We start from the raw sequence: 18366 nt of genomic DNA, 5'->3' as shown, positions 1-18366 counted from the left end.
TTTCTGGAATGTCTTTAACAATTGTCGTAAGATTTTGGTCCACGTGCGACAATAGTTTGAGGGTTATGTTTGAATATTTAGTATAATGATGGTTTAGAATTGTATATTTATAATATTTTTCCTACTTTATAGTAGGGTAATATATAGTTTGTATTTATTTTGTGATATACGTGTAAATATTGGTAAGCGTGTTTTATTGTTTATTAAAAATCGTTAGTTTTTGTCGGAAATAAGTTCTTTATTTTAAAGGTATTTTATTAATTTATCAATTATTTATTCCTGTTTTTGTTGATTAAAGGATTAGTGTTGGTGTCTCATTCAATTGATCTTTTTGCTGATGTTTTTGGTCGATATTCCCATTCCTTATTTAGTGTGTCTAATGCAGAAGGTGTTTTAGACATTGTATCAGATGATATATCTCGTTTAGAAGCCTTACTCGTGGAATCTTTGGATTTAAGGTCTTTTGTTCAAAATCCTATTTTTTCTATGGAAGAGCGACGGTTAGTCGTAGATGATTTGATCAATAAGGCTAATTTTTGTGTTATAATGGGGAATTTTCTACAACTTTTGGTGGCTAATAAAAGATTGTCAATTTTACCTGCAATAATTAAATCGTTTCGTATGGTTTGCTTGTTCTATCGTAATGAAGTTATTGCTCATGTTAGAACATTTAGCAATTTATCGTTGAATCAGCAAAATAAGCTTAGAGATTGTTTAGAAAAGATGGTTTGTAAGCGTGTTATACTGGATATAGTGGAAGATTCAGCGCTTATCGGTGGTTTTGTTGTGGAGATTGATTCTTATCAGATTGACGCATCTCTGCGTACGAAGTTGTTTAAGCTTGGTTTTATATTGAAAGAGGTTGATTAATGGATATCCATGCTGCAGAAGTTTCTGATATTCTCAGAAAAAGAATTAAGAATTTTAGTAATGATTCTGATTTTTCTGAGATAGGGTATGTCCTGTCTGTTGGGGACGGTATTGCGCGTGTTTATGGTCTGAATAAGATTAAAGCGGAAGAAATGGTACTGTTTGCCTGTGGAGTTTATGGGATGGCTTTTAGTTTAGAAGCCGACAATGTTGGTGTGATTATTTTGGGTTCTGACAAAGATATTTCTGAGGGAGATATTGTAAAACGTACAGGTCGTATTGTTGATGTGCCAGTTGGACCAGAATTGCTAGGCCGTGTCGTGGATGCGCTTGGTAATCCTATTGATGGTAAAGGTCCCATTGAATGTAAGAAAAAGTCTTGTATCGAAGCGAATGCGCCTGGTATTATACAACGTCAGTCTGTATGTGAACCGCTATCAACTGGTATTAAAGCTATAGATGCCCTTATTCCTATTGGACTTGGTCAGCGTGAACTCATAATTGGCGATAGGAAAACAGGAAAAACGTCAATAATTTTAGATGCTTTCTTGAATCAAAAAACTTCTCATGAAAAAAATGTGGAGCGGGATAAAGTTTATTGTATTTATGTTGCGATTGGTCAGAAGCGTTCTTCAGTAGCTCGTTTTGTTAAGGCTTTGGAAGATCGAGGTGCGCTCAGTTACTCCATTGTAGTTGCGGCAACGGCCTCAGATCCTGTTTCAATGCAAGTTTTAGCGCCTTTTACAGGTTGTTCTATAGGGGAGTATTTTCGCGATAATGGATATCATGCTTTAATTGCATATGATGACTTGTATAAACATGCGGTAGCGTATCGTCAGATATCCCTTCTCTTACGTCGGTCACCTGGTAGAGAAGCTTATCCGGGAGATATATTTTATCTGCATTCGCGTTTATTGGAAAGGGCAGCAAAGATGTCGGATGCATTGGGTGGGGGCTCTTTGACAGCGTTGCCTGTGATAGAAACGCAGGTTAATGATGTTTCTGCTTATATCCCGACCAATGTTATATCTATTACAGATGGGCAAATTTTCTTGGAAACAGAATTGTTCTATCAAGGTATTCGTCCAGCTGTGAATATTGGGTTATCAGTTTCGCGTGTTGGTTCTGCCGCTCAAGTTAAGGCTATGAAACAAGTTTCAGGAGCTGTAAAAGGAGATTTAGCTCAATATCGTGAAATGCTTTCTTTTGCGAAGTTTGGTTCTGACCTTGATGTTTCTACTCAGAGCTTTTTGAGTAGAGGAGAGAGGCTTACTGAACTTTTAAAACAGCCTCAATTTTCTCCATTAAAGATGGAAGAACAGGTAGTTATGATATTTTCTGGAGTAAATGGATATCTTGATAAAATTGAAGTTTCTCAGATAGGGAGATTCGAGTCGGGTCTTTTGTCTTATATGCGATCTTCATCCAAAGGTGTTTTAGAGGATATCAGAGAACAAAAAGTTTTAACTGATGATATTAAAAATAAATTGAAGGGTGAAATCGAAGTTTTTTTAAAAGATTTTAATTGAGATTCGGAAGATTATTAGATAATGGCTTCGTTAAAAGAATTAAAAAATCGCATACACTCTGTAAAGGAAACTCAGAAAATAACTGAGGCTATGCAATTGGTTTCAGTAACCAAGTTACGTAGAGCGAAAGAAGCTATTCAAAATGCTTCTTTGTACCAGTCTCATATAAGAGATTTTTTTATCAAATGTGCGGTTGATGAATTTTCTCTAGAAGATCTCTCTCCTCTTATAAGGGGGACAGGTAGAAGTGAAGTGTATCTTTTTATTGTTTGCACGGCAGAAAAAGGATTGTGCGGTGGCTTTAATTCCCAAATAATTCGTTTTGCTCGAGAGCGCATTAGGCAGGTTATTGCGGATAATAAGCAGGTTAAGATTTTGATCATAGGAAGAAAAGGTCATGAGGGATTGTATAAAGAATTTTCTTCTATGATTATTGATAGTGTAGAATTACCTTCTAAAAAAGAAATAGACTTTGCTCAAGCGCATAATATTGCTCAAAAGGTAGTATCTCTTTTTACAAGTAATGTATTTGATGTTTGTTTTTGTATACATTCAGAATTTAAATCAATTATACAACAGATTCCTATTATATCAAAGATAATTCCAGTAGATTTTGTCCGGAATTATAAGGACAAAAAAGAAGAGAATTTATCGATTTATCACTATGAACCCACGGTATATTCAGTATTAGAAAAGATTTTATTTCAGAGTATTTCGGCTCAGATATTTTGGGCTCTTTTGGAAAATAAGGCAAGTGAAATAGGGGCAAGGATTACGGCTATGGATAATGCTACCCGTAATGCAGGTCGGATGGTTGAGCATTTGATTTTATCATATAATCGTCAGCGTCAAATGCGGATTACTACTGATCTTATTGAAATAATTGCAGGTGCAGAGGCAGTATAAGAAATAGATAAAAGGAGAGAGGGTGTCTTATTATGACTAAATCAGAAGCCCAAAATATTGGAAAAATACAACAGATTGTGGGGGCTGTTGTTGATGTTGTTTTTACAGATTCCTTGCCACCAATTTTAGGATCTCTTGAAACAGATAATAAAGATTCTCGTATTGTGCTTGAAGTTGTTCAGCATTTAGGAGAAAAAACAGTGCGATGTATTGCTATGGGTAAAACCGATGGTTTGAGCAGGGGTGATTCTATCATTGATACTGGAAAGCAGATCACTGTTCCTGTAGGAGAAGCTACTTTGGGACGTATCATGAATGTCATTGGAGAGCCTGTGGACGATCATGGGGCTATTCTAACCTCGGAAAGGCGTGCAATTCATCAATTAGCTCCTTCTTATACAGAGCAATCTACAGGATCTAGTATTCTTACAACGGGGATTAAAGTTATAGATCTTATTTCGCCTTACCAAAAAGGAGGGAAAATAGGGCTTTTTGGTGGTGCGGGAGTTGGGAAAACAGTATTAATCATGGAGTTAATCAATAATGTTGCGAAAGCACATGGTGGTTATTCAGTTTTTGCCGGTGTGGGTGAACGTACTCGCGAAGGTAATGATTTATATCGTGAGATGATTGGGTCAAAGGTTAATGTTGATCCAAGCACCAATAATGGTTCTGCGGTGGGTTCGAAGTGTTCTTTAGTTTATGGACAAATGAACGAGTCTCCAGGTGCTCGCGCTCGAGTTGCTTTGACGGGTTTGACGGTTGCGGAGCATTTTCGAGATCAAGGGCAAGACGTTTTATTTTTTATAGATAATATTTTTCGATTCACTCAAGCAAATTCGGAAATTTCGGCTTTGTTAGGGCGTATACCATCCGCTGTGGGCTATCAATCCACTCTTGCTTCAGAAATGGGAGAATTGCAGGAGCGTATCACGACGACTTTAAAAGGTTCAATTACTTCTGTTCAGGCTATTTATGTCCCCGCAGATGATTTGACAGACCCTGCTCCTGCTACGTCTTTTACGCATCTTGATGCTACTACTGTTTTATCGCGTAAAATATCAGAAAAAGGAATTTATCCAGCCGTTGATCCACTTGATTCGAATTCGAATATTTTAGAGGTAGATACCGTCGGGAAGGAGCATTATGATGTTGCACGCAGGGTGCAAGAAATTTTGCAACGGTATAAATCTCTACAAGATATTATTGCAATTCTTGGAATGGATGAGCTTTCAGAGGAAGATAAATTAGTTGTTGCGCGTGCACGTAAGATAGAGCGCTTTATGTCACAGCCGTTTCATGTTGCTGAATCTTTCACAGGGTCGCCAGGTAAATTTGTTTCTTTAGAAGAGACAATCAAAGGATTTAAAGGATTAGTACAAGGTGATTATGATCATTTGCCAGAACTTGCATTTTATATGGTAGGGTCAATAGATGAGGCTGTACAAAAGGCTACAAGATTATCTTCCGATTAATGTGATTGGTTTTTTAGATTTAGAAATTATGGGATATTATGTCTTTAATAAACAGTTTTCATTTTGAATTAGTTTCCCCTAAAAGATGTATTTTTTCTGGAGAGGTTAAGTCTGTTATACTGCCTTCTGAATCTGGTGATATGACAGCTCTCGTTGGGCACTCTGCTGTTTTAGCTACAATGAAACCAGGGATTATTACGGTTTCTCTTTCTTGTGGAGATGCTCATCGTTATGTGGTTATTGGGGGTGTTTGTGATATTATGCCCTCGCGTTGTACGGTTTTGACTGAGACTGTTTTCTCAATAGATCAGGTATGTCTTAAAACATTAGAGAATCGTATGGATGAAACTCGCGATGTTCTTGGTAGTATTTATGATTCTGATCAAAGATCTCAATTGGAACAGTTTTTGGTAGATTTATCTTATTTGTATAGTAGAGTCCGAGACAAAAGTTCTTTGTGATAGCTTGAGATTAAGTTCTATCTTTATTCGATAATGCTCTTATACTCATTTTACTCCTTCAAATTTCGGGATTGACTACAGAGCAAACGTTGGGAAATCAGGAATAAATATATAGGGATGATCGTTTTAAGACATTGATTCTTTTGTATTTTAAGTAATCTACTCAATATTGTGATAGCACAAAATACATCGGGATGCACAGATTTTTAAGTATATAATTTTTTATTTTTGGCAACTCTATTGAGTGTAAAAAGAAAGTTTGAGGATGATAACCGTATCTCATGCTTTGGATGATGGTGGTGCTGACTAAAATCTTGGTGTCTAAATTTAATATGCACTTTATCCCAGATACCCATAATTCTAATTTTATAATAACTAAAAATTGAATTTATTTTACATTCTAATGGTACGGATGGTCGGAATCGAACCGACACTTTGTTACCAAAAACGGATTTTGAATCCGTCGCGTCTACCAGTTCCGCCACACCCGCATATAATTGTTTTACGCACTCATTATATATCAAAAAAACCTTTTTAAGATAGCATTAATGTCATATATTTATTTGTCTAGCAATACTTTTTTATTGTAGATAATTTTTGCAATATTTACAATCGTTTGTATATTTTGATTAAATTCATTGTATCTGGAGTTTGGGATTAGTATTCTCTCAGGATAATGAATGGATGTTTTAAGGGATATGCATTTTGATAAGATCGTATCTTGCGTATGCGTTTTATCATAATTTCTACCTGATTAAAGAGATGGTGTCATAGAAATTATCCATTGGGACTTGTTTTTTGGATCAGATAATAGAGGAAAGAGATTCTTAATGACAAATGTAGTTGTGGTCGGCTTACAATGGGGCGATGAGGGAAAAGGAAAGATCGTTGATTGGCTTTCAGAAAATTCTGATGTGATTGTAAGATTCCAAGGGGGAAATAATGCCGGTCATACTTTAAAAATTAATGATGTTGTTTATAAATTATCTCTTCTTCCTTCTGGTGTAGTTCGTCCTGATAAGATGTCTGTTATAGGAAGCGGTGTAGTAATAGATCCTCATTCTCTTGTTTCTGAACTCGAAAATTTGAAAAGCCAAGGAATTAGTGTTACGCCTGATAATTTGCGTATTGCTAATAATGCATCGTTGATATTATCTATTCATCGAGATCTTGATATGTTGCGAGAAGGCGCTCTTTCCTCTTCTGGTGTCCCGATTGGAACGACGCAAAGGGGTATTGGCCCAGCTTATGAAGATAAAGTTGGCCGACGTGCTATTCGCGTGATAGATTTAACTGATATGGAGCATATTCCAGAAAAGATTGAACAATTATTATTGCACCATAATGCATTGAGATGTTCTTTTGGGAAGAAAGAAGTTTTATGTACAACGATATTAGAAGAATTGATGTACGCAAGAGAAAAAATTCTTCCTTTTATGGATGTTGTATGGTCTCTTCTTGAGCGTGAAACTCGCAAAGGAGCGCGTATTCTTTTTGAAGGAGCTCAAGGTTTTTTATTGGATAACGATCATGGAACCTATCCTTTTGTGACATCTTCAAATACAATATCTGCACAAGCAGCTATTGGATCTGGGGTTAGCCCTAGTTCGTTAGGATATGTTCTTGGGGTGGTGAAAGCTTATACAACGCGTGTCGGAGAGGGGCCTTTCCCTACTGAATTAAAAAATGAAATTGGTGATTTTTTAAAAGAAGTTGGAAAAGAATTTGGTACGGTTACTAATCGACAACGTCGTTGTGGTTGGTTGGATTTAGTATCAATACGTCGTTCTATTATTATTAACGGAGTTAAAGGGATAGCTTTAACAAAACTGGATGTGCTTGATGGGCTTGATGAATTAAAAATTTGTATAGGATATCGGATTGATGGTCGTGAAGTAGATTTTTTACCTGATGATTCTATATATCATACTCGTTTTGAGCCTGTTTATATGGTATTAGAAGGATGGAGTCAGTCTACCTATGGTATACGTAGATGGTCTGATCTCCCTGAAAAAGCTGTTAATTACATCCGAAAAATAGAAGAAATACTGGGCATTCCAGTAGCCTTGCTATCCATTGGTCCGGAAAGACACAATACCCTTATTATGTCTAACCCATTTGAAAATTAGAGTTTTTTTTTCGTATCAATTTTTTCAATTGATATATTGAAAATAGTAGAAATGTGATAAATGGTGGATTTTGTATTAGTAATTCAACGTGCTGTGGATAATTTGTCTGAGAATACTCCTGAAATGCGTTCTCATATATATGAACGTGCTCGGGTTGCTGTTTCTCGTCAATTAGAATCTATGAATCCACGTACTCCCAGAGATATTTTAGAGCGTCAATTGAGTAAACTGGAGAAGGCTATTCTGCAGGTAGAGAGAAAGAATAAAAAATTTCCGCGCGCCTTAGATAAAGATAGAGTATTACTCGCTCCTAAGAGTCATGTTAATTCTAAGAAAAATGTTTTTCTTACATCTCGTTTAACATCTATTTCGTCTATTTTGCGTAATCGTAAGCGTAAAAGGACAGTAGATATCGTTTCTACTAAAGGAAACAAAAAAACAACAACTCATCGTCCCTATCAATTGAGGGATATTTTGCATTTGTCAAGTAACGTGCAGCAGGGATCTAATGCACAGATTCTCTCAATGGAATCTATCGAATATAATAAAAATCGTTTGAGAAGGGATAAGTTGTTAAGGAAATTTTCTGTTTCATCTAGTCGTTCAATATTTTTTTTACTACAGAGCTATTTTTCCAATAAAATACGTGTATTTATATCTTTTTACACGGCATTATTGGAATATCATTTTTTCAAACAGTCTGTTTTTTTGGTTGTTTTCTTAGGAATGATGATGGGATTATCTTATTCGTTTTGGCAAAATAAAGTAAGTTTCTCGCATATTTTAGAGAACAAAATATTAAATAGAGATAGTGACAATAAGAAAGTATTGCATGCCTTAGGCAGTCGTCCAAAAATAACTCGTAGATTGTTAGCAAATGGATCTGAAGTTGATATGGGAACAGCGATTTCTTCGCCTATTAATTCGTCGAATACTAGTAATGTTTTCTTTAAAAACCATATAGATAGTAACGATCAAGCTGTTTCTCATATCTTAGAAAGAAAAAAATCAGGGACAGAAAATCCTATTGATGAGGATGGTAGGGTTTTTATTAATCAAGGTTCTGGAAGATCTTCTATCTTCGCGGGAAATATATTTTGGTCACTACAAAAAGAAAAGACTCAAGGATTAAAGGGTTTAGTGATCAAGGGGGATATCCCAACTATCAATAATGCATTTTCAGCATCGATTACCTTAAAATGTAATGCTGATATAGCTTTATCAGTGACGCACTTGATGGAAATAACCTTTTCTTTCCCTAAAGAAAGTCAGAATAGTATTGTAGATCTACGACAAATATCTATGAGAAAAACGGAGAATAGTCCAAGTATTTTAATTGATTCTAATATTTTTAGAATTTCTAAGAATTCTTATTTAATTTCTTTGAAGGGGGATGCAGAAGATTTCTTAAGAAATTCGAAGATTTTAGAAGAATATCGGTGGATAGATATTCCGATTACATATCATAGTGGTCAAAAGATAACTTTGACTATAGATAAAGGAAAAGTAGGTTCAGATGTTTTTAAATCTGCTGTCATGGACTGGAAAGATCATTCTAAATAATAAACTACTCTTTGATAGGGATTGTCATCTTCATAATTTTTTTATGTATTAGCTTCTAATTTTTGCAATGTGTTTATTGGGAATTAGGGGAGAGGGCGGAAGAAGATGACTCTGTTTGTTTTTGTACTGATGCTTGTACCTTTTCAAAGGCACGTGCTTCTATTTGTCGTATGCGTTCACGACTGACTGCGAATTCAGAAGATAAGTTCTCAAGTGTCGAAGGATTTTCATTCAGGCGTCGCGCCTCAAAGATTCTTCTTTCACGGGGATTTAATGTAGACATGGAACGTGTTAACATGTTGCGACGATTTTTTCGTTCTTCTTTGTCGATAAGAGTTTGTTCTTGGCTATCGTGATTATATACAAGTAAATCTTGCCATTGGCTAGAATCTTTGTCTGAAGAATTCATCAACACATTGAGAGACTCATCTCCAGATAAACGACAATTCATGGAGATTACTTCTGCTTCTGAAACATTGAGTTTAGTGGCGATTTCGACAACTTGTTCGGGCTTTAAATTGGTGTCGTTTACGGCTTGAAGACGTCCTTTTAGACGACGCAAATTAAAGAAAAGACGTTTTTGATTAGCTGTCGTACCTATTTTAACTAATGACCATGAACGCAGAATATATTCTTGTATTGCCGCTTTAATCCACCAGATTCCATATGTAGCAAGACGAAAACCACGTTCCGGATCAAATTTTTTAACAGCTTGCATCAATCCTATATTCCCTTCAGATATGACTTCGCTGATAGGTAATCCATAACCACGATAACCCATTGCAATTTTCACAACAAGCCTTAGGTGGCTTGTCACTAATTTGTGAACAGCGTTTAAATCATGGTGTTCATGGTATCTTTTTGCCAGCATATATTCCTCTTGCTTTTCTAGCATAGGAATTTTTTTTATTTCGTGAATATAGCGCCTTAGCCCAATTTCACCATCTATCATTATTGACATGTTTCTGCGGCTCATGAGACTATTTTATTCCTTATTGCATCCAAGTGGTTTTTTTTACTATCATGGTTTACATATGCATTATATTTTATTGGGGAAATATTAAACATTAATTTTATAATCAAAACTTAACAAGTTTTATAAATGGTTCAATTTTCTTTTAGTTCTTTTATTACGTTTGACATATCTTCAGGAATAGGTGTTTTAAAGTTCATATCTTTGTTTTTACAGGGATGAGTAAAAGACAAAGAATACGCGTGTAATGCCTGTCGTGCAAGAGATAAAATGGCACTTTTTGTACTATGATTAACGATATTTTCTTTAGTTTTAAAACCTTTGCCATACAGAGGATCGCCAATGATCGGATATCCCTTATGCGCCATATGCACGCGAATTTGATGAGTTCTGCCCGTTTCTAAATCACATCTCAATAAGGATGCTGCGAAATTAGAGTTTTTATTATATATTTCTACTGTTTGATAACGAGTTACTGCTCTATCTCCTGTTTTATCTTCTATTCTTTTTACAGCTCGTCGTAGTCGATTCGATTTGCATCGTCCTAATGGAGCATTAATTGTGCCGGAATCTGGAGATGGTACTCCCCATACCATTGCATAATAAGAACGTTTTAGTCCCATATGAAGCCCGTGATCAGCAAATTGTTCAGATAATCTTTGATGCGCGATATCATTCTTTGCTACTACCATCGTTCCTGTTGTGTCTTTATCTAACCTGTGTACGATTCCAGGGCGCTTGATGCCATTGATGCCAGAGAGATTATTATTGCAGTGATGTAGAAGTGCATTGACGAGGGTTCCTGTCCAATTTCCGGGAGCAGGATGTACTACAAGTCCCGCTTGTTTATTGATAACGATTATATCGTCATCTTCATATAGGATATCAAGAGGGATGTTTTCTGCGGCAATATTTAATTGTTGTAATTGAGGAACATCAATAAAAAAACTCTCTCCAGGGACAACCTTTCGGCTTGGATTTATTGAAACTACGCCATTGATGCTGATAGCACCGTTGAGGATGAGTGTTTTAACATATGATCGCGAAAATTTTTCTTTTAAATTAATAGCTAACCATCTATCTATTCTTCCCTCTGCCTCATTATTGGCTAATAATGAAATTTTCATAGGAAGACAATTGTCTGATGCTGTTTGCATGATTTTCCGTTTAGCTTAATGTACTACAAAATCAGTTAATGGGTATTTTAAGAGTCTGATAAAATGGTATTACGTAAATTCATATGGTTCTAATTTATCAAGAAAATCCAGTTGATTCAATGACTTTAAAATCCTTTATAACAATAGGTTGATCAATTAATAAATTTCTGTATTGACATATATTGCTATCAGTTTTCTTAAGTTTGAAATATCCAATACATATTTCATACTTTCACATTTTTTGAACCACCTGAGAAACACATCGTCATAAGGAAAGAGTCTCATTAAAAATATTAGAACAGTTTTTTTGAACACCATTAGAATCAGAAAGAGTATATCTTTTGCCTCTTAGTGTCCAACAATCATGTTTCTTTTCGATATAAAAAAGGTTATAAGACGCATTTTTTTTGTGACAAGCTGCTGCGATTCCTACGACAGGTATCAATTTTTTCGCACCGTCTATCCAATGGAGACTATTACGATGTGTATGCCCGTGCAGCATTAATTCTGCCCCTTCACGCAAAATCATATCTTTAAATCTTTTTATTCCAAACATACGATTGTATATAGTACTTGTATCTAAAAAAGGTGGATGATGCATCATAACCACACGGAAAAGCCCCTCTTTTTTTGCTTTTCGTAACAATTTAGAGGTGTCATGATCTTGTTCTTGCCCGAAATATCCATTAGCGCTAAAGGGTGGAGTCGCTATTGCAGTTGAACATCCAATTAAAGCAATATTGTTACGTACACGTAAGTAAGGAAACTGTTTTTTTTCTATAGGTGGAGTGTCTCCAGCAATATAGTCGCTCCATGCGCGTAAGGATTTTTTCTTTGAGCTATTCGTATAGGCGTCATGATTCCCTAGAACAATTGATATATCGTGAGGATTTACGATATTTTTAAGCCAATGTATAGCTTCGGATATTTCCTGATTAGTTGTCATATTGACAATATCGCCTGTAATAGCAAGATGGTTAATATTATGTGACAAAATATCATTGACTAATAAATCAACCATTGTATGAGAAAAATATTTTTTTCGACCGAAATGCCAGTTTGCTAATCCGATAATCCTTTTCAAAGATAATTCAGAAAAAGATAGGGGACAGCTAATATGAATATCCGATATATGTGCCAATACAAACATACCGACAGTATACCTTTTTGTGATCTTTGGTAAACAATTATAATGAAAAATTTATAGCATTAAATTATTAGTGGTTTATGAGATGTTTTTTATTCTTCTTTCCCACCATTCAAAATGAGATAATAGGTGGCTATGTATATGAAAAATAGTATGCATAAGCAATATTGACTCTGAGTGAACAGACATATGTAAAATAAATCTAATTGACTAAACCTATCATGTTCTAATTACAATTGATTTTAATATGTATGATAAGTTTAATTTTTTTAATTGAAATAAATAGAATGGTTTAGTCCATTGGAATTAGGTAATGCTTTTTATGACATGTGTTAAGCATATAATAATTGAAAATGATGTGGAAAATATGCGGTTTGATCGTTGGTTTAAGCTTCATTATCCGCATATTAATTTTGGAAATCTTCAAAAACTTTTACGATCTGGTCAAATAAGGTTAGATAAAAGGCGTGTTAAATCTAATGATCGGGTACAATCTGGGCAAGTAGTACGAATTCCACCTATTATTGATGTTTTAGATCATGCGACAGAAAAAAGATATTCTCTCGATTCATCGGTTGATTTTTTAAAAAACTCGGCATTTTTAAAGAATATTTTGCTTTACGAAGATAATAAGCTTTACATATTTAATAAGCCTCCAGGGATTTCTGTCCAAGGTGGTTCAGGTGTTACTTATCATATCGATGGTTTTTTAAAATCTTGGTCGGATTCCAAGGGACAAAAACCACGTCTGATTCATAGGCTAGATCGGGAAACTTCTGGAATACTTGTTGTGGCTCGTACGCGTGCAGCAGCTCAAAGTCTTACGGAATCTTTTCGGATGCGTAGAATTAGGAAGATATATTGGTCATTAGTGAGGGGCGTTCCTCAAAATAAAAAAGAATGTATTTCTGGCTGGTTATTTAAAAAAGCTAAAATTGGTGGGGATTATGTGCAAGTAGTAGATCAAAATGAGAAGGGAGCTCATTATGCAATTTCTCATTTTAAAGTCATTGATCGTTTTGAATACAAATTTTGCTGGTTGGAAATGCAACCTTATACAGGGCGTACACATCAATTGCGTGTCCATGCCCTTCATGTAGGACACCCGATTGTAGGGGATAAAAAATATCGTATCAATGATTCTAAGGAAATCTTTTCTAATCATATCCAAAATAAATTGTATCTTCATGCCCGTTATATAGATTTTCCTCATCCTGAAGGAGGGAGATTGCAAATAACAGCTCCGTTGCCTGTACACATGGCTAAAACATGGGATTCCTTTGGCTTTAAATATAATCAAGATATAGACATCAAACGCTTGTGATCAATTATATAGTTTAGCTTTATATATGGGTGGCAGGCTCTAATTCTTTATAAAAACATGAACAAAATCATTTCTTTTGCGAGATGTAGAAAAGAATTTGGAGTGGTTCTTCCGTTGTGTAGTGTAATCTTTGAGCTAGCTATTTAAAATCGTTTGGACGAAGTGTTCGCTAAGAGTATTGTTATCATCTTTTATATTATACTCGTATTTTATGATATGAGTGAAGTTCTATTGTAGAGGAAAGATATCATTATACAGAACTCGATTTTTGAGCAAAGACATGCCTTTTACCAACATGATCTGCCTTGCTAACCAGTCCTTCTTGTTCCATACGTTCAACTAGTAGTGCGGCACGATTGTAACCTATTTGTAATCGACGTTGAATAAAAGAGGTTGAGCATCTTTGATTGTTTATTACTAAATCAGTAGCTTTCTCATAGAGGTTATAGCGTTCTTTCTTTGCTTCCGATTCACGTTCAATATTAGTGCTATCCTTACTGTTATCAGTGGTAACAGTATTGAGATATTCGGGGCATCCTTGTTTTTTCAGATGTTGGACAACTTTTTCAATTTCAATTTCAGATACTAGTGGGCCATGTACACGTTGAACACGTCCTCCTCCAGACATGTAAAGCATATCTCCTTGTCCAAGAAGTTGTTCTGCTCCATGTTCGCCTAAGATGGTGCGGCTGTCAATTTTTGAAGTTACTTGAAATGATATGCGGATAGGAAAGTTTGCTTTAATTGTGCCAGTAATCACGTCGACAGAAGGTCTTTGTGTAGCCATAATTAAGTGGATACCTGCTGCGCGTGCCATTTGTGCCAACCGTTGAATAGCTCCTTCAATTTCTTTGCCCGCAACCATCATCAAGTCTGCCATCTCATCAACGATAATGACAATATAAGGCATAGGTCGCATATCATCATTAGGACATTCTTCTGATTTTTGTTTATCCATAGCTATAATACGCTCATTATAGCTCTTGATATTCCGTACAGATAGTTGGGACATTTTACGATATCGTTCTTCCATCTCACGTACTGCCCATTTTAAGGCCATAACAGCTTTTTTAGGATCAGTGACAACAGGGGTTAAAAGATGTGGGATGCCATCGTAAACAGATAATTCCAACATTTTAGGATCTACCATGATCATGCGACATTCATCGGGGTGTAGACGATAGAGCAAAGACATAATCATTGTATTGATAGCAACAGATTTTCCAGACCCAGTAGTTCCAGCTACAAGGATATGGGGCATTTTTGCAAGATCGGCTATAACAGATTCTCCACCAATAGTTTTTCCAAGGCACAAAGCTAAATCGGCTTTGGAGTAGGAGAAGGCTCGAGATTCGATTATTTGGCGAAGATAAACAGTTTCTCGATTGTCGTTGGGGAGTTCTATGCCGATGGCATTACGTTTAGGTATGACGGCAACACGAGCCGACAAAGAAGACATTGAGCGCGCAATATCGTCGGCTAGTCCTATCACTCTAGATGATTTAATGCCTGGCGCTGGCTCAAATTCATACAAGGTTACTACAGGCCCTGGATTAACATTGACAATTTCTCCCTTAATGCCAAATTCTTCAAGAACATTTTCCAATAATCCAGCATTTTTTTCAAGGTATTCATGAGTTGTCCTTTGAAAGGAAATGTTTGATTTTTCTTGTAAAAAAGATGAACATGGTTGTTCATATAATTGTATTTCCGCATCAATTTTTTGTGCATTACCTTGCGTTATACTCGTAGTCATTTTTTCAGAAGACAAAGATTCTTGATGGGCAGAATTCGTGGCAAATTTTTTTGGATTTTTTCTTATGATAGGAGTGGTGGGCTGATGAGTAGTGGTATTTCCCCCATCATATGCGTTTTCTGGAATTCTGAATATTTGTGGAATAAGATCTGTGTTGGTTGAAGACTTTTCTGCTAATTGTAATGAATTGGATACATGCTGTTGTTGGTTGTTTAAAGGGATAGAGGGGATAGGTATGGAAAATCCCTCAAAAAAAGCAGAATCTGATAACCAAGACACTGTACCACGATTTTGACTCATTTTGTATGGAGTGTCACTTACTGTATCCGTTATTTTTGTTTCTTCTGAAGAGAGTTGTACTTCTTCTTTTTGTGTCTTTTGTTCGAAATGAGAGTTATCTTTGTTTACAAGATGTAATTCATAAGATGTCTTTTGCGATTTGAATTGGTCGGCAATAGAATCTTGATTCATCATAAATTGAGTTTTTAAATTAACAAGAGAGCTGGTTGACTGGAGAGATTCTTTCGTTGATTGTTCGGGAAGATAATTACTAATATTATAATGTTCTACTTTTTTGGACTTTTGTACTGTGGAATAGTTATGGTATTGATTGATATTATTTTCAGGCGTACGCGTGAAACGCACGTTAGGACCGAGAAGGAATGCCTCGTGCCATGGTGGGAGAAAGCGTTTAATATCCACGTGTTTATGTGAAATATTAGGCCAATGCGAGTTGTTTTTTTTTGAACACTTCATATTTGTCACTACGGTTAATTTTTTCTTTCCAAATGACAATAGTAAAAATCGGTTAATAATTTACTTCCGGAATGCAATCTAGTTAGTTTAATAATATAAAATATTTCATAGTCTATAATTTCAATAAGTTAATTTTATGGAGTGATTGATATTGCTGAATTTTATAGAGGAAGAAAAGAAATAATTTAGTAGTAAGTTGACCTTAATGTTGATCTTGCTAGAATCGCTAGAAAGGAAAACAATAACAAGATTTCTTGGGCTTTGAGGGCAGGTCCTAGATTGTTTTTTGTTGTATTATCAAACATTTCCTGAAAGAATAATACGTTTGTACCTTTAATAAATTCCATTAATCATCAGGGTTATTTATACATTATCATAGATTTAAAGGTAAATTATTTTCCAACGAGTTATGAAATATGATTTTGATAGGAATTTTCTTCAAGTATCATTTGCTTGATTAAGATTATAAAGATATTCGGAGGCAAAAAGTATGTTCCAGTCTTTTGAGGTTCAATCATCGTCCCAAAAATCATTTGAGAGGATAAAAAATCTGCGATCGTGTTTTGATCAATTAGGAATAGATGCTTTTCTTATTCCACGTGCAGATGAATATAGGGGTGAATTTGTATCTTCAGGTTCCGAAAGACTCGCTTGGATTTCTGGTTTTACAGGATCAGCGGGAATAGCGGTTGTATTGCGCCAGGAAGCTTTTATTTTCGTAGATGGACGTTATGTTTTTCAGGTAGAACAGGAAGTTGATACAACATTATTTACGATAAAAAATATTATAATTGAACCACTGCATGTATGGATATTAGATAATGCTTTATCGGATCTTCGTTTGGGATTGGATTCACGATTGCATTCAATTTCTGAAGTTGCTTTGTTGCAAAAATCGTTGGATAAAACAGGGGGGATTATAGTTGATTTACCTTATAATCCTCTTGATCGTTTGTGGGAAGATCGTCCGCATCCATTGCATCATAAGATTGCAATCCAAGATATAGCTTATGCAGGAAAATCATCTCAAGAAAAGATTCGCGATATTTGTAAGAATCTGAATGAAAAGCAGGTCGCAGCAGTTTTAATCTGTGATCCTTCTTCTGTTGCATGGATTTTTAATATTCGCGGGTTTGATATTTCATGTGCACCGTATCCGTTGTCGCGAGCTATTTTATATGCCAATGGAAAAGCTGATATTTTTATCGACAAGCAGTATATTAATGAAGAATTAAGAGTTTTTTTATCTGCAGTAGCAGTGCCGTTAGATATGGATATGATTGATTTGCAATTAATTACTTTGGCGCGAACTAATAGGCCTATTCTTATCGATCCCACGTGGATTCCTTATCGCTTTTTCAAGGTAATTTCTCAAGAAAATGGAGTTGTTGTTGAAGGTCCAGATCCTTCTTGTTTATTGCGTGCAGTTAAAAACAAAGTTGAGATTGAAGGCATGAGACTAGCGCACATTCAAGATGGTGTCGCGATGGTTTGTTTTCTTTCTTGGCTTGATTCGCGTAATTTAGGGACAATCACTGAAATTGATGTTGTGAAAAAGTTAGAGAATTATCGTGAAGAAATAGGCCGTAAGATGCATAATCCCCTTTTAGATATTGCCTTTAACACAATAGCTGCTTCTGGCCCAAATGCTGCGATTATTCATTATCGAGTGACTACGCAAAGCAATCGTATCTTGCAAGGCAATGAGTTGTTTTTATTGGATTCTGGGGCGCAGTATGTCAATGGCACAACGGATATCACGAGAACAATAGCTATTGGTCATGTGGACCATGAGAAAAAGTATTATTTTACCTTGGTCTTAAAAGGAATGATTGCTCTTTCGAATGTGATATTCCCTCCAAAAACACGTGGCTGTGATTTGGATAGTATAGCACGTCTTTTTTTGTGGAAGGCAGGCGTAGATTTTGCTCATGGTGTTGGTCATGGGATTGGTTCTTTTTTGCCGGTTCACGAAGGACCTCAAGGTATTTCTAGAATGAATCAACAGCCACTTCTATCCGGTATGATTCTTTCGAATGAGCCTGGTTATTATAAATATAATGATTTTGGAATTCGTATTGAAAATGTTCTCTGTGTTACTGATCCGATAAAAATTGATGGTGGTGAGTGTTTGATGCTTGGTTTTAACACGCTTACTCTTTGTCCAATAGACCGAAGGCTTATTCTTGTTGAATTGCTGACCAATGAGGAAAAGAAATGGCTTAATGATTATCATAGCCGTGTATATAAAACTCTTATGCCATTGATAGATGATCCAAAAGTTTTATCATGGTTGTTATCTGCGACTTTACCAATTTGA

12 protein-coding genes, 1 tRNA gene and 1 pseudogene are annotated in these 18366 nt (G+C 35.6%); 9 read left to right on the top strand and 5 right to left on the bottom strand.

All coding sequences use genetic code 11. The annotated features are described in order from the left end of the window. Positions 1-309: 309 nt before the first annotated feature. The 5 genes from atpH to CKC_RS00310 are packed head-to-tail and all read left to right on the top strand — an operon-like array spanning position 310 to position 5241. Positions 310-870: an ATP synthase F1 subunit delta gene (gene atpH / locus CKC_RS00330; RefSeq protein WP_013461475.1), complete on the top strand. Its 561-nt coding sequence runs from the start codon at positions 310-312 to the stop codon at positions 868-870. Then, on the top strand, positions 870-2399 hold the full coding sequence (gene atpA / locus CKC_RS00325) for a F0F1 ATP synthase subunit alpha (protein WP_013461474.1): 1530 nt from the start codon (positions 870-872) through the stop codon (positions 2397-2399). Before atpH ends, atpA begins: the two co-directional genes overlap by 1 nt. 21 nt (positions 2400-2420) lie before the next feature. Further along, complete coding sequence (locus CKC_RS00320) at positions 2421-3305, top strand: F0F1 ATP synthase subunit gamma (protein WP_013461473.1); 885 nt, start codon at positions 2421-2423, stop codon at positions 3303-3305. Positions 3306-3337: 32 nt separating this feature from the next. Continuing rightward, positions 3338-4780 carry a F0F1 ATP synthase subunit beta gene (gene atpD, locus CKC_RS00315; protein ID WP_013461472.1) on the top strand — a complete coding sequence of 481 codons (1443 nt, stop codon included), beginning with the start codon at positions 3338-3340 and terminating at the stop codon, positions 4778-4780. A gap of 38 nt (positions 4781-4818) precedes the next feature. Beyond that, positions 4819-5241, top strand: a complete 423-nt coding sequence (locus CKC_RS00310; protein ID WP_013461471.1) for a F0F1 ATP synthase subunit epsilon — start codon at positions 4819-4821, stop codon at positions 5239-5241. A 404-nt stretch (positions 5242-5645) separates the two neighbouring features. Here the strand turns inward: CKC_RS00310 and CKC_RS00305 are convergent. Next, positions 5646-5732, bottom strand: a tRNA-Leu gene (locus CKC_RS00305). 339 nt (positions 5733-6071) lie between these two features. On the opposite strand from CKC_RS00305, the gene CKC_RS00300 reads away from it, so the two are divergent. Both CKC_RS00300 and CKC_RS06230 read left to right on the top strand, forming a co-directional pair. Then, positions 6072-7370 (top strand): adenylosuccinate synthase, encoded by a 1299-nt coding sequence (locus CKC_RS00300; protein ID WP_013461470.1) that lies wholly within the window; start codon positions 6072-6074, stop codon positions 7368-7370. Between the two features lie 60 nt (positions 7371-7430). Beyond that, a pseudogene (locus tag CKC_RS06230) lies at positions 7431-7640 on the top strand (hypothetical protein); the annotation flags it as partial. A gap of 1366 nt (positions 7641-9006) precedes the next feature. Here CKC_RS06230 and rpoH read toward each other — a convergent pair. The 3 genes from rpoH to CKC_RS00280 all read right to left on the bottom strand — a co-directional run bounded on the left by rpoH (position 9007) and on the right by CKC_RS00280 (position 12213). Further along, positions 9007-9909 (bottom strand): RNA polymerase sigma factor RpoH, encoded by a 903-nt coding sequence (gene rpoH / locus CKC_RS00290; protein WP_013461468.1) that lies wholly within the window; start codon positions 9907-9909, stop codon positions 9007-9009. A gap of 131 nt (positions 9910-10040) precedes the next feature. Further along, the gene (locus tag CKC_RS00285; RefSeq protein WP_013461467.1) at positions 10041-11063 is read right to left on the bottom strand and encodes an RluA family pseudouridine synthase; all 1023 of its coding nucleotides are present in this window, start codon (positions 11061-11063) and stop codon (positions 10041-10043) included. A 265-nt stretch (positions 11064-11328) separates the two neighbouring features. Continuing rightward, the gene (locus CKC_RS00280) at positions 11329-12213 is read right to left on the bottom strand and encodes a metallophosphoesterase family protein (RefSeq protein WP_013461466.1); all 885 of its coding nucleotides are present in this window, start codon (positions 12211-12213) and stop codon (positions 11329-11331) included. Positions 12214-12532: 319 nt separating this feature from the next. Here CKC_RS00280 and CKC_RS00275 point away from each other — a divergent pair, with 319 nt between their 5' ends. Further along, positions 12533-13534 carry an RluA family pseudouridine synthase gene (locus tag CKC_RS00275; RefSeq protein WP_044054173.1) on the top strand — a complete coding sequence of 334 codons (1002 nt, stop codon included), beginning with the start codon at positions 12533-12535 and terminating at the stop codon, positions 13532-13534. Positions 13535-13784: 250 nt separating this feature from the next. On the opposite strand, the gene CKC_RS00270 is transcribed toward CKC_RS00275, so the two are convergent. After that, positions 13785-16046 (bottom strand): DNA translocase FtsK, encoded by a 2262-nt coding sequence (locus tag CKC_RS00270; protein ID WP_013461464.1) that lies wholly within the window; start codon positions 16044-16046, stop codon positions 13785-13787. A 490-nt stretch (positions 16047-16536) separates the two neighbouring features. Between CKC_RS00270 and CKC_RS00265 the strand changes: the two genes are divergently transcribed. Further along, the gene (locus CKC_RS00265; RefSeq protein ID WP_013461463.1) at positions 16537-18366 is read left to right on the top strand and encodes an aminopeptidase P family protein; all 1830 of its coding nucleotides are present in this window, start codon (positions 16537-16539) and stop codon (positions 18364-18366) included.

This window comes from Candidatus Liberibacter solanacearum CLso-ZC1 (genome assembly GCF_000183665.1).
In the GTDB taxonomy this organism is placed as follows: Bacteria; Pseudomonadota; Alphaproteobacteria; order Rhizobiales; family Rhizobiaceae; genus Liberibacter; species Liberibacter solanacearum.
The sequence above is the reverse complement of the archived record's forward strand: the minus strand, read 5'-3'. Positions and strand labels throughout refer to the sequence as shown.

What these genes read in the sequence shown, in the direction of transcription:
- CKC_RS00310 (WP_013461471.1), top strand. Translation starts at nt 4,819, where the DNA reads ATGTCTTTAATAAACAGTTTTCATTTTGAATTAGTTTCCCCTAAAAGA.
- rpoH (WP_013461468.1), bottom strand. Translation starts at nt 9,909, where the DNA reads ATGAGCCGCAGAAACATGTCAATAATGATAGATGGTGAAATTGGGCTA.
- CKC_RS00275 (WP_044054173.1), top strand. Translation starts at nt 12,533, where the DNA reads ATGACATGTGTTAAGCATATAATAATTGAAAATGATGTGGAAAATATG.
- CKC_RS00265 (WP_013461463.1), top strand. Translation starts at nt 16,537, where the DNA reads ATGTTCCAGTCTTTTGAGGTTCAATCATCGTCCCAAAAATCATTTGAG.
- CKC_RS00285 (WP_013461467.1), bottom strand. Translation starts at nt 11,063, where the DNA reads ATGCAAACAGCATCAGACAATTGTCTTCCTATGAAAATTTCATTATTA.
- CKC_RS00300 (WP_013461470.1), top strand. Translation starts at nt 6,072, where the DNA reads ATGACAAATGTAGTTGTGGTCGGCTTACAATGGGGCGATGAGGGAAAA.
- atpD (WP_013461472.1), top strand. Translation starts at nt 3,338, where the DNA reads ATGACTAAATCAGAAGCCCAAAATATTGGAAAAATACAACAGATTGTG.
- CKC_RS00280 (WP_013461466.1), bottom strand. Translation starts at nt 12,213, where the DNA reads ATGTTTGTATTGGCACATATATCGGATATTCATATTAGCTGTCCCCTA.
- atpA (WP_013461474.1), top strand. Translation starts at nt 870, where the DNA reads ATGGATATCCATGCTGCAGAAGTTTCTGATATTCTCAGAAAAAGAATT.
- CKC_RS00270 (WP_013461464.1), bottom strand. Translation starts at nt 16,046, where the DNA reads ATGAAGTGTTCAAAAAAAAACAACTCGCATTGGCCTAATATTTCACAT.
- CKC_RS00320 (WP_013461473.1), top strand. Translation starts at nt 2,421, where the DNA reads ATGGCTTCGTTAAAAGAATTAAAAAATCGCATACACTCTGTAAAGGAA.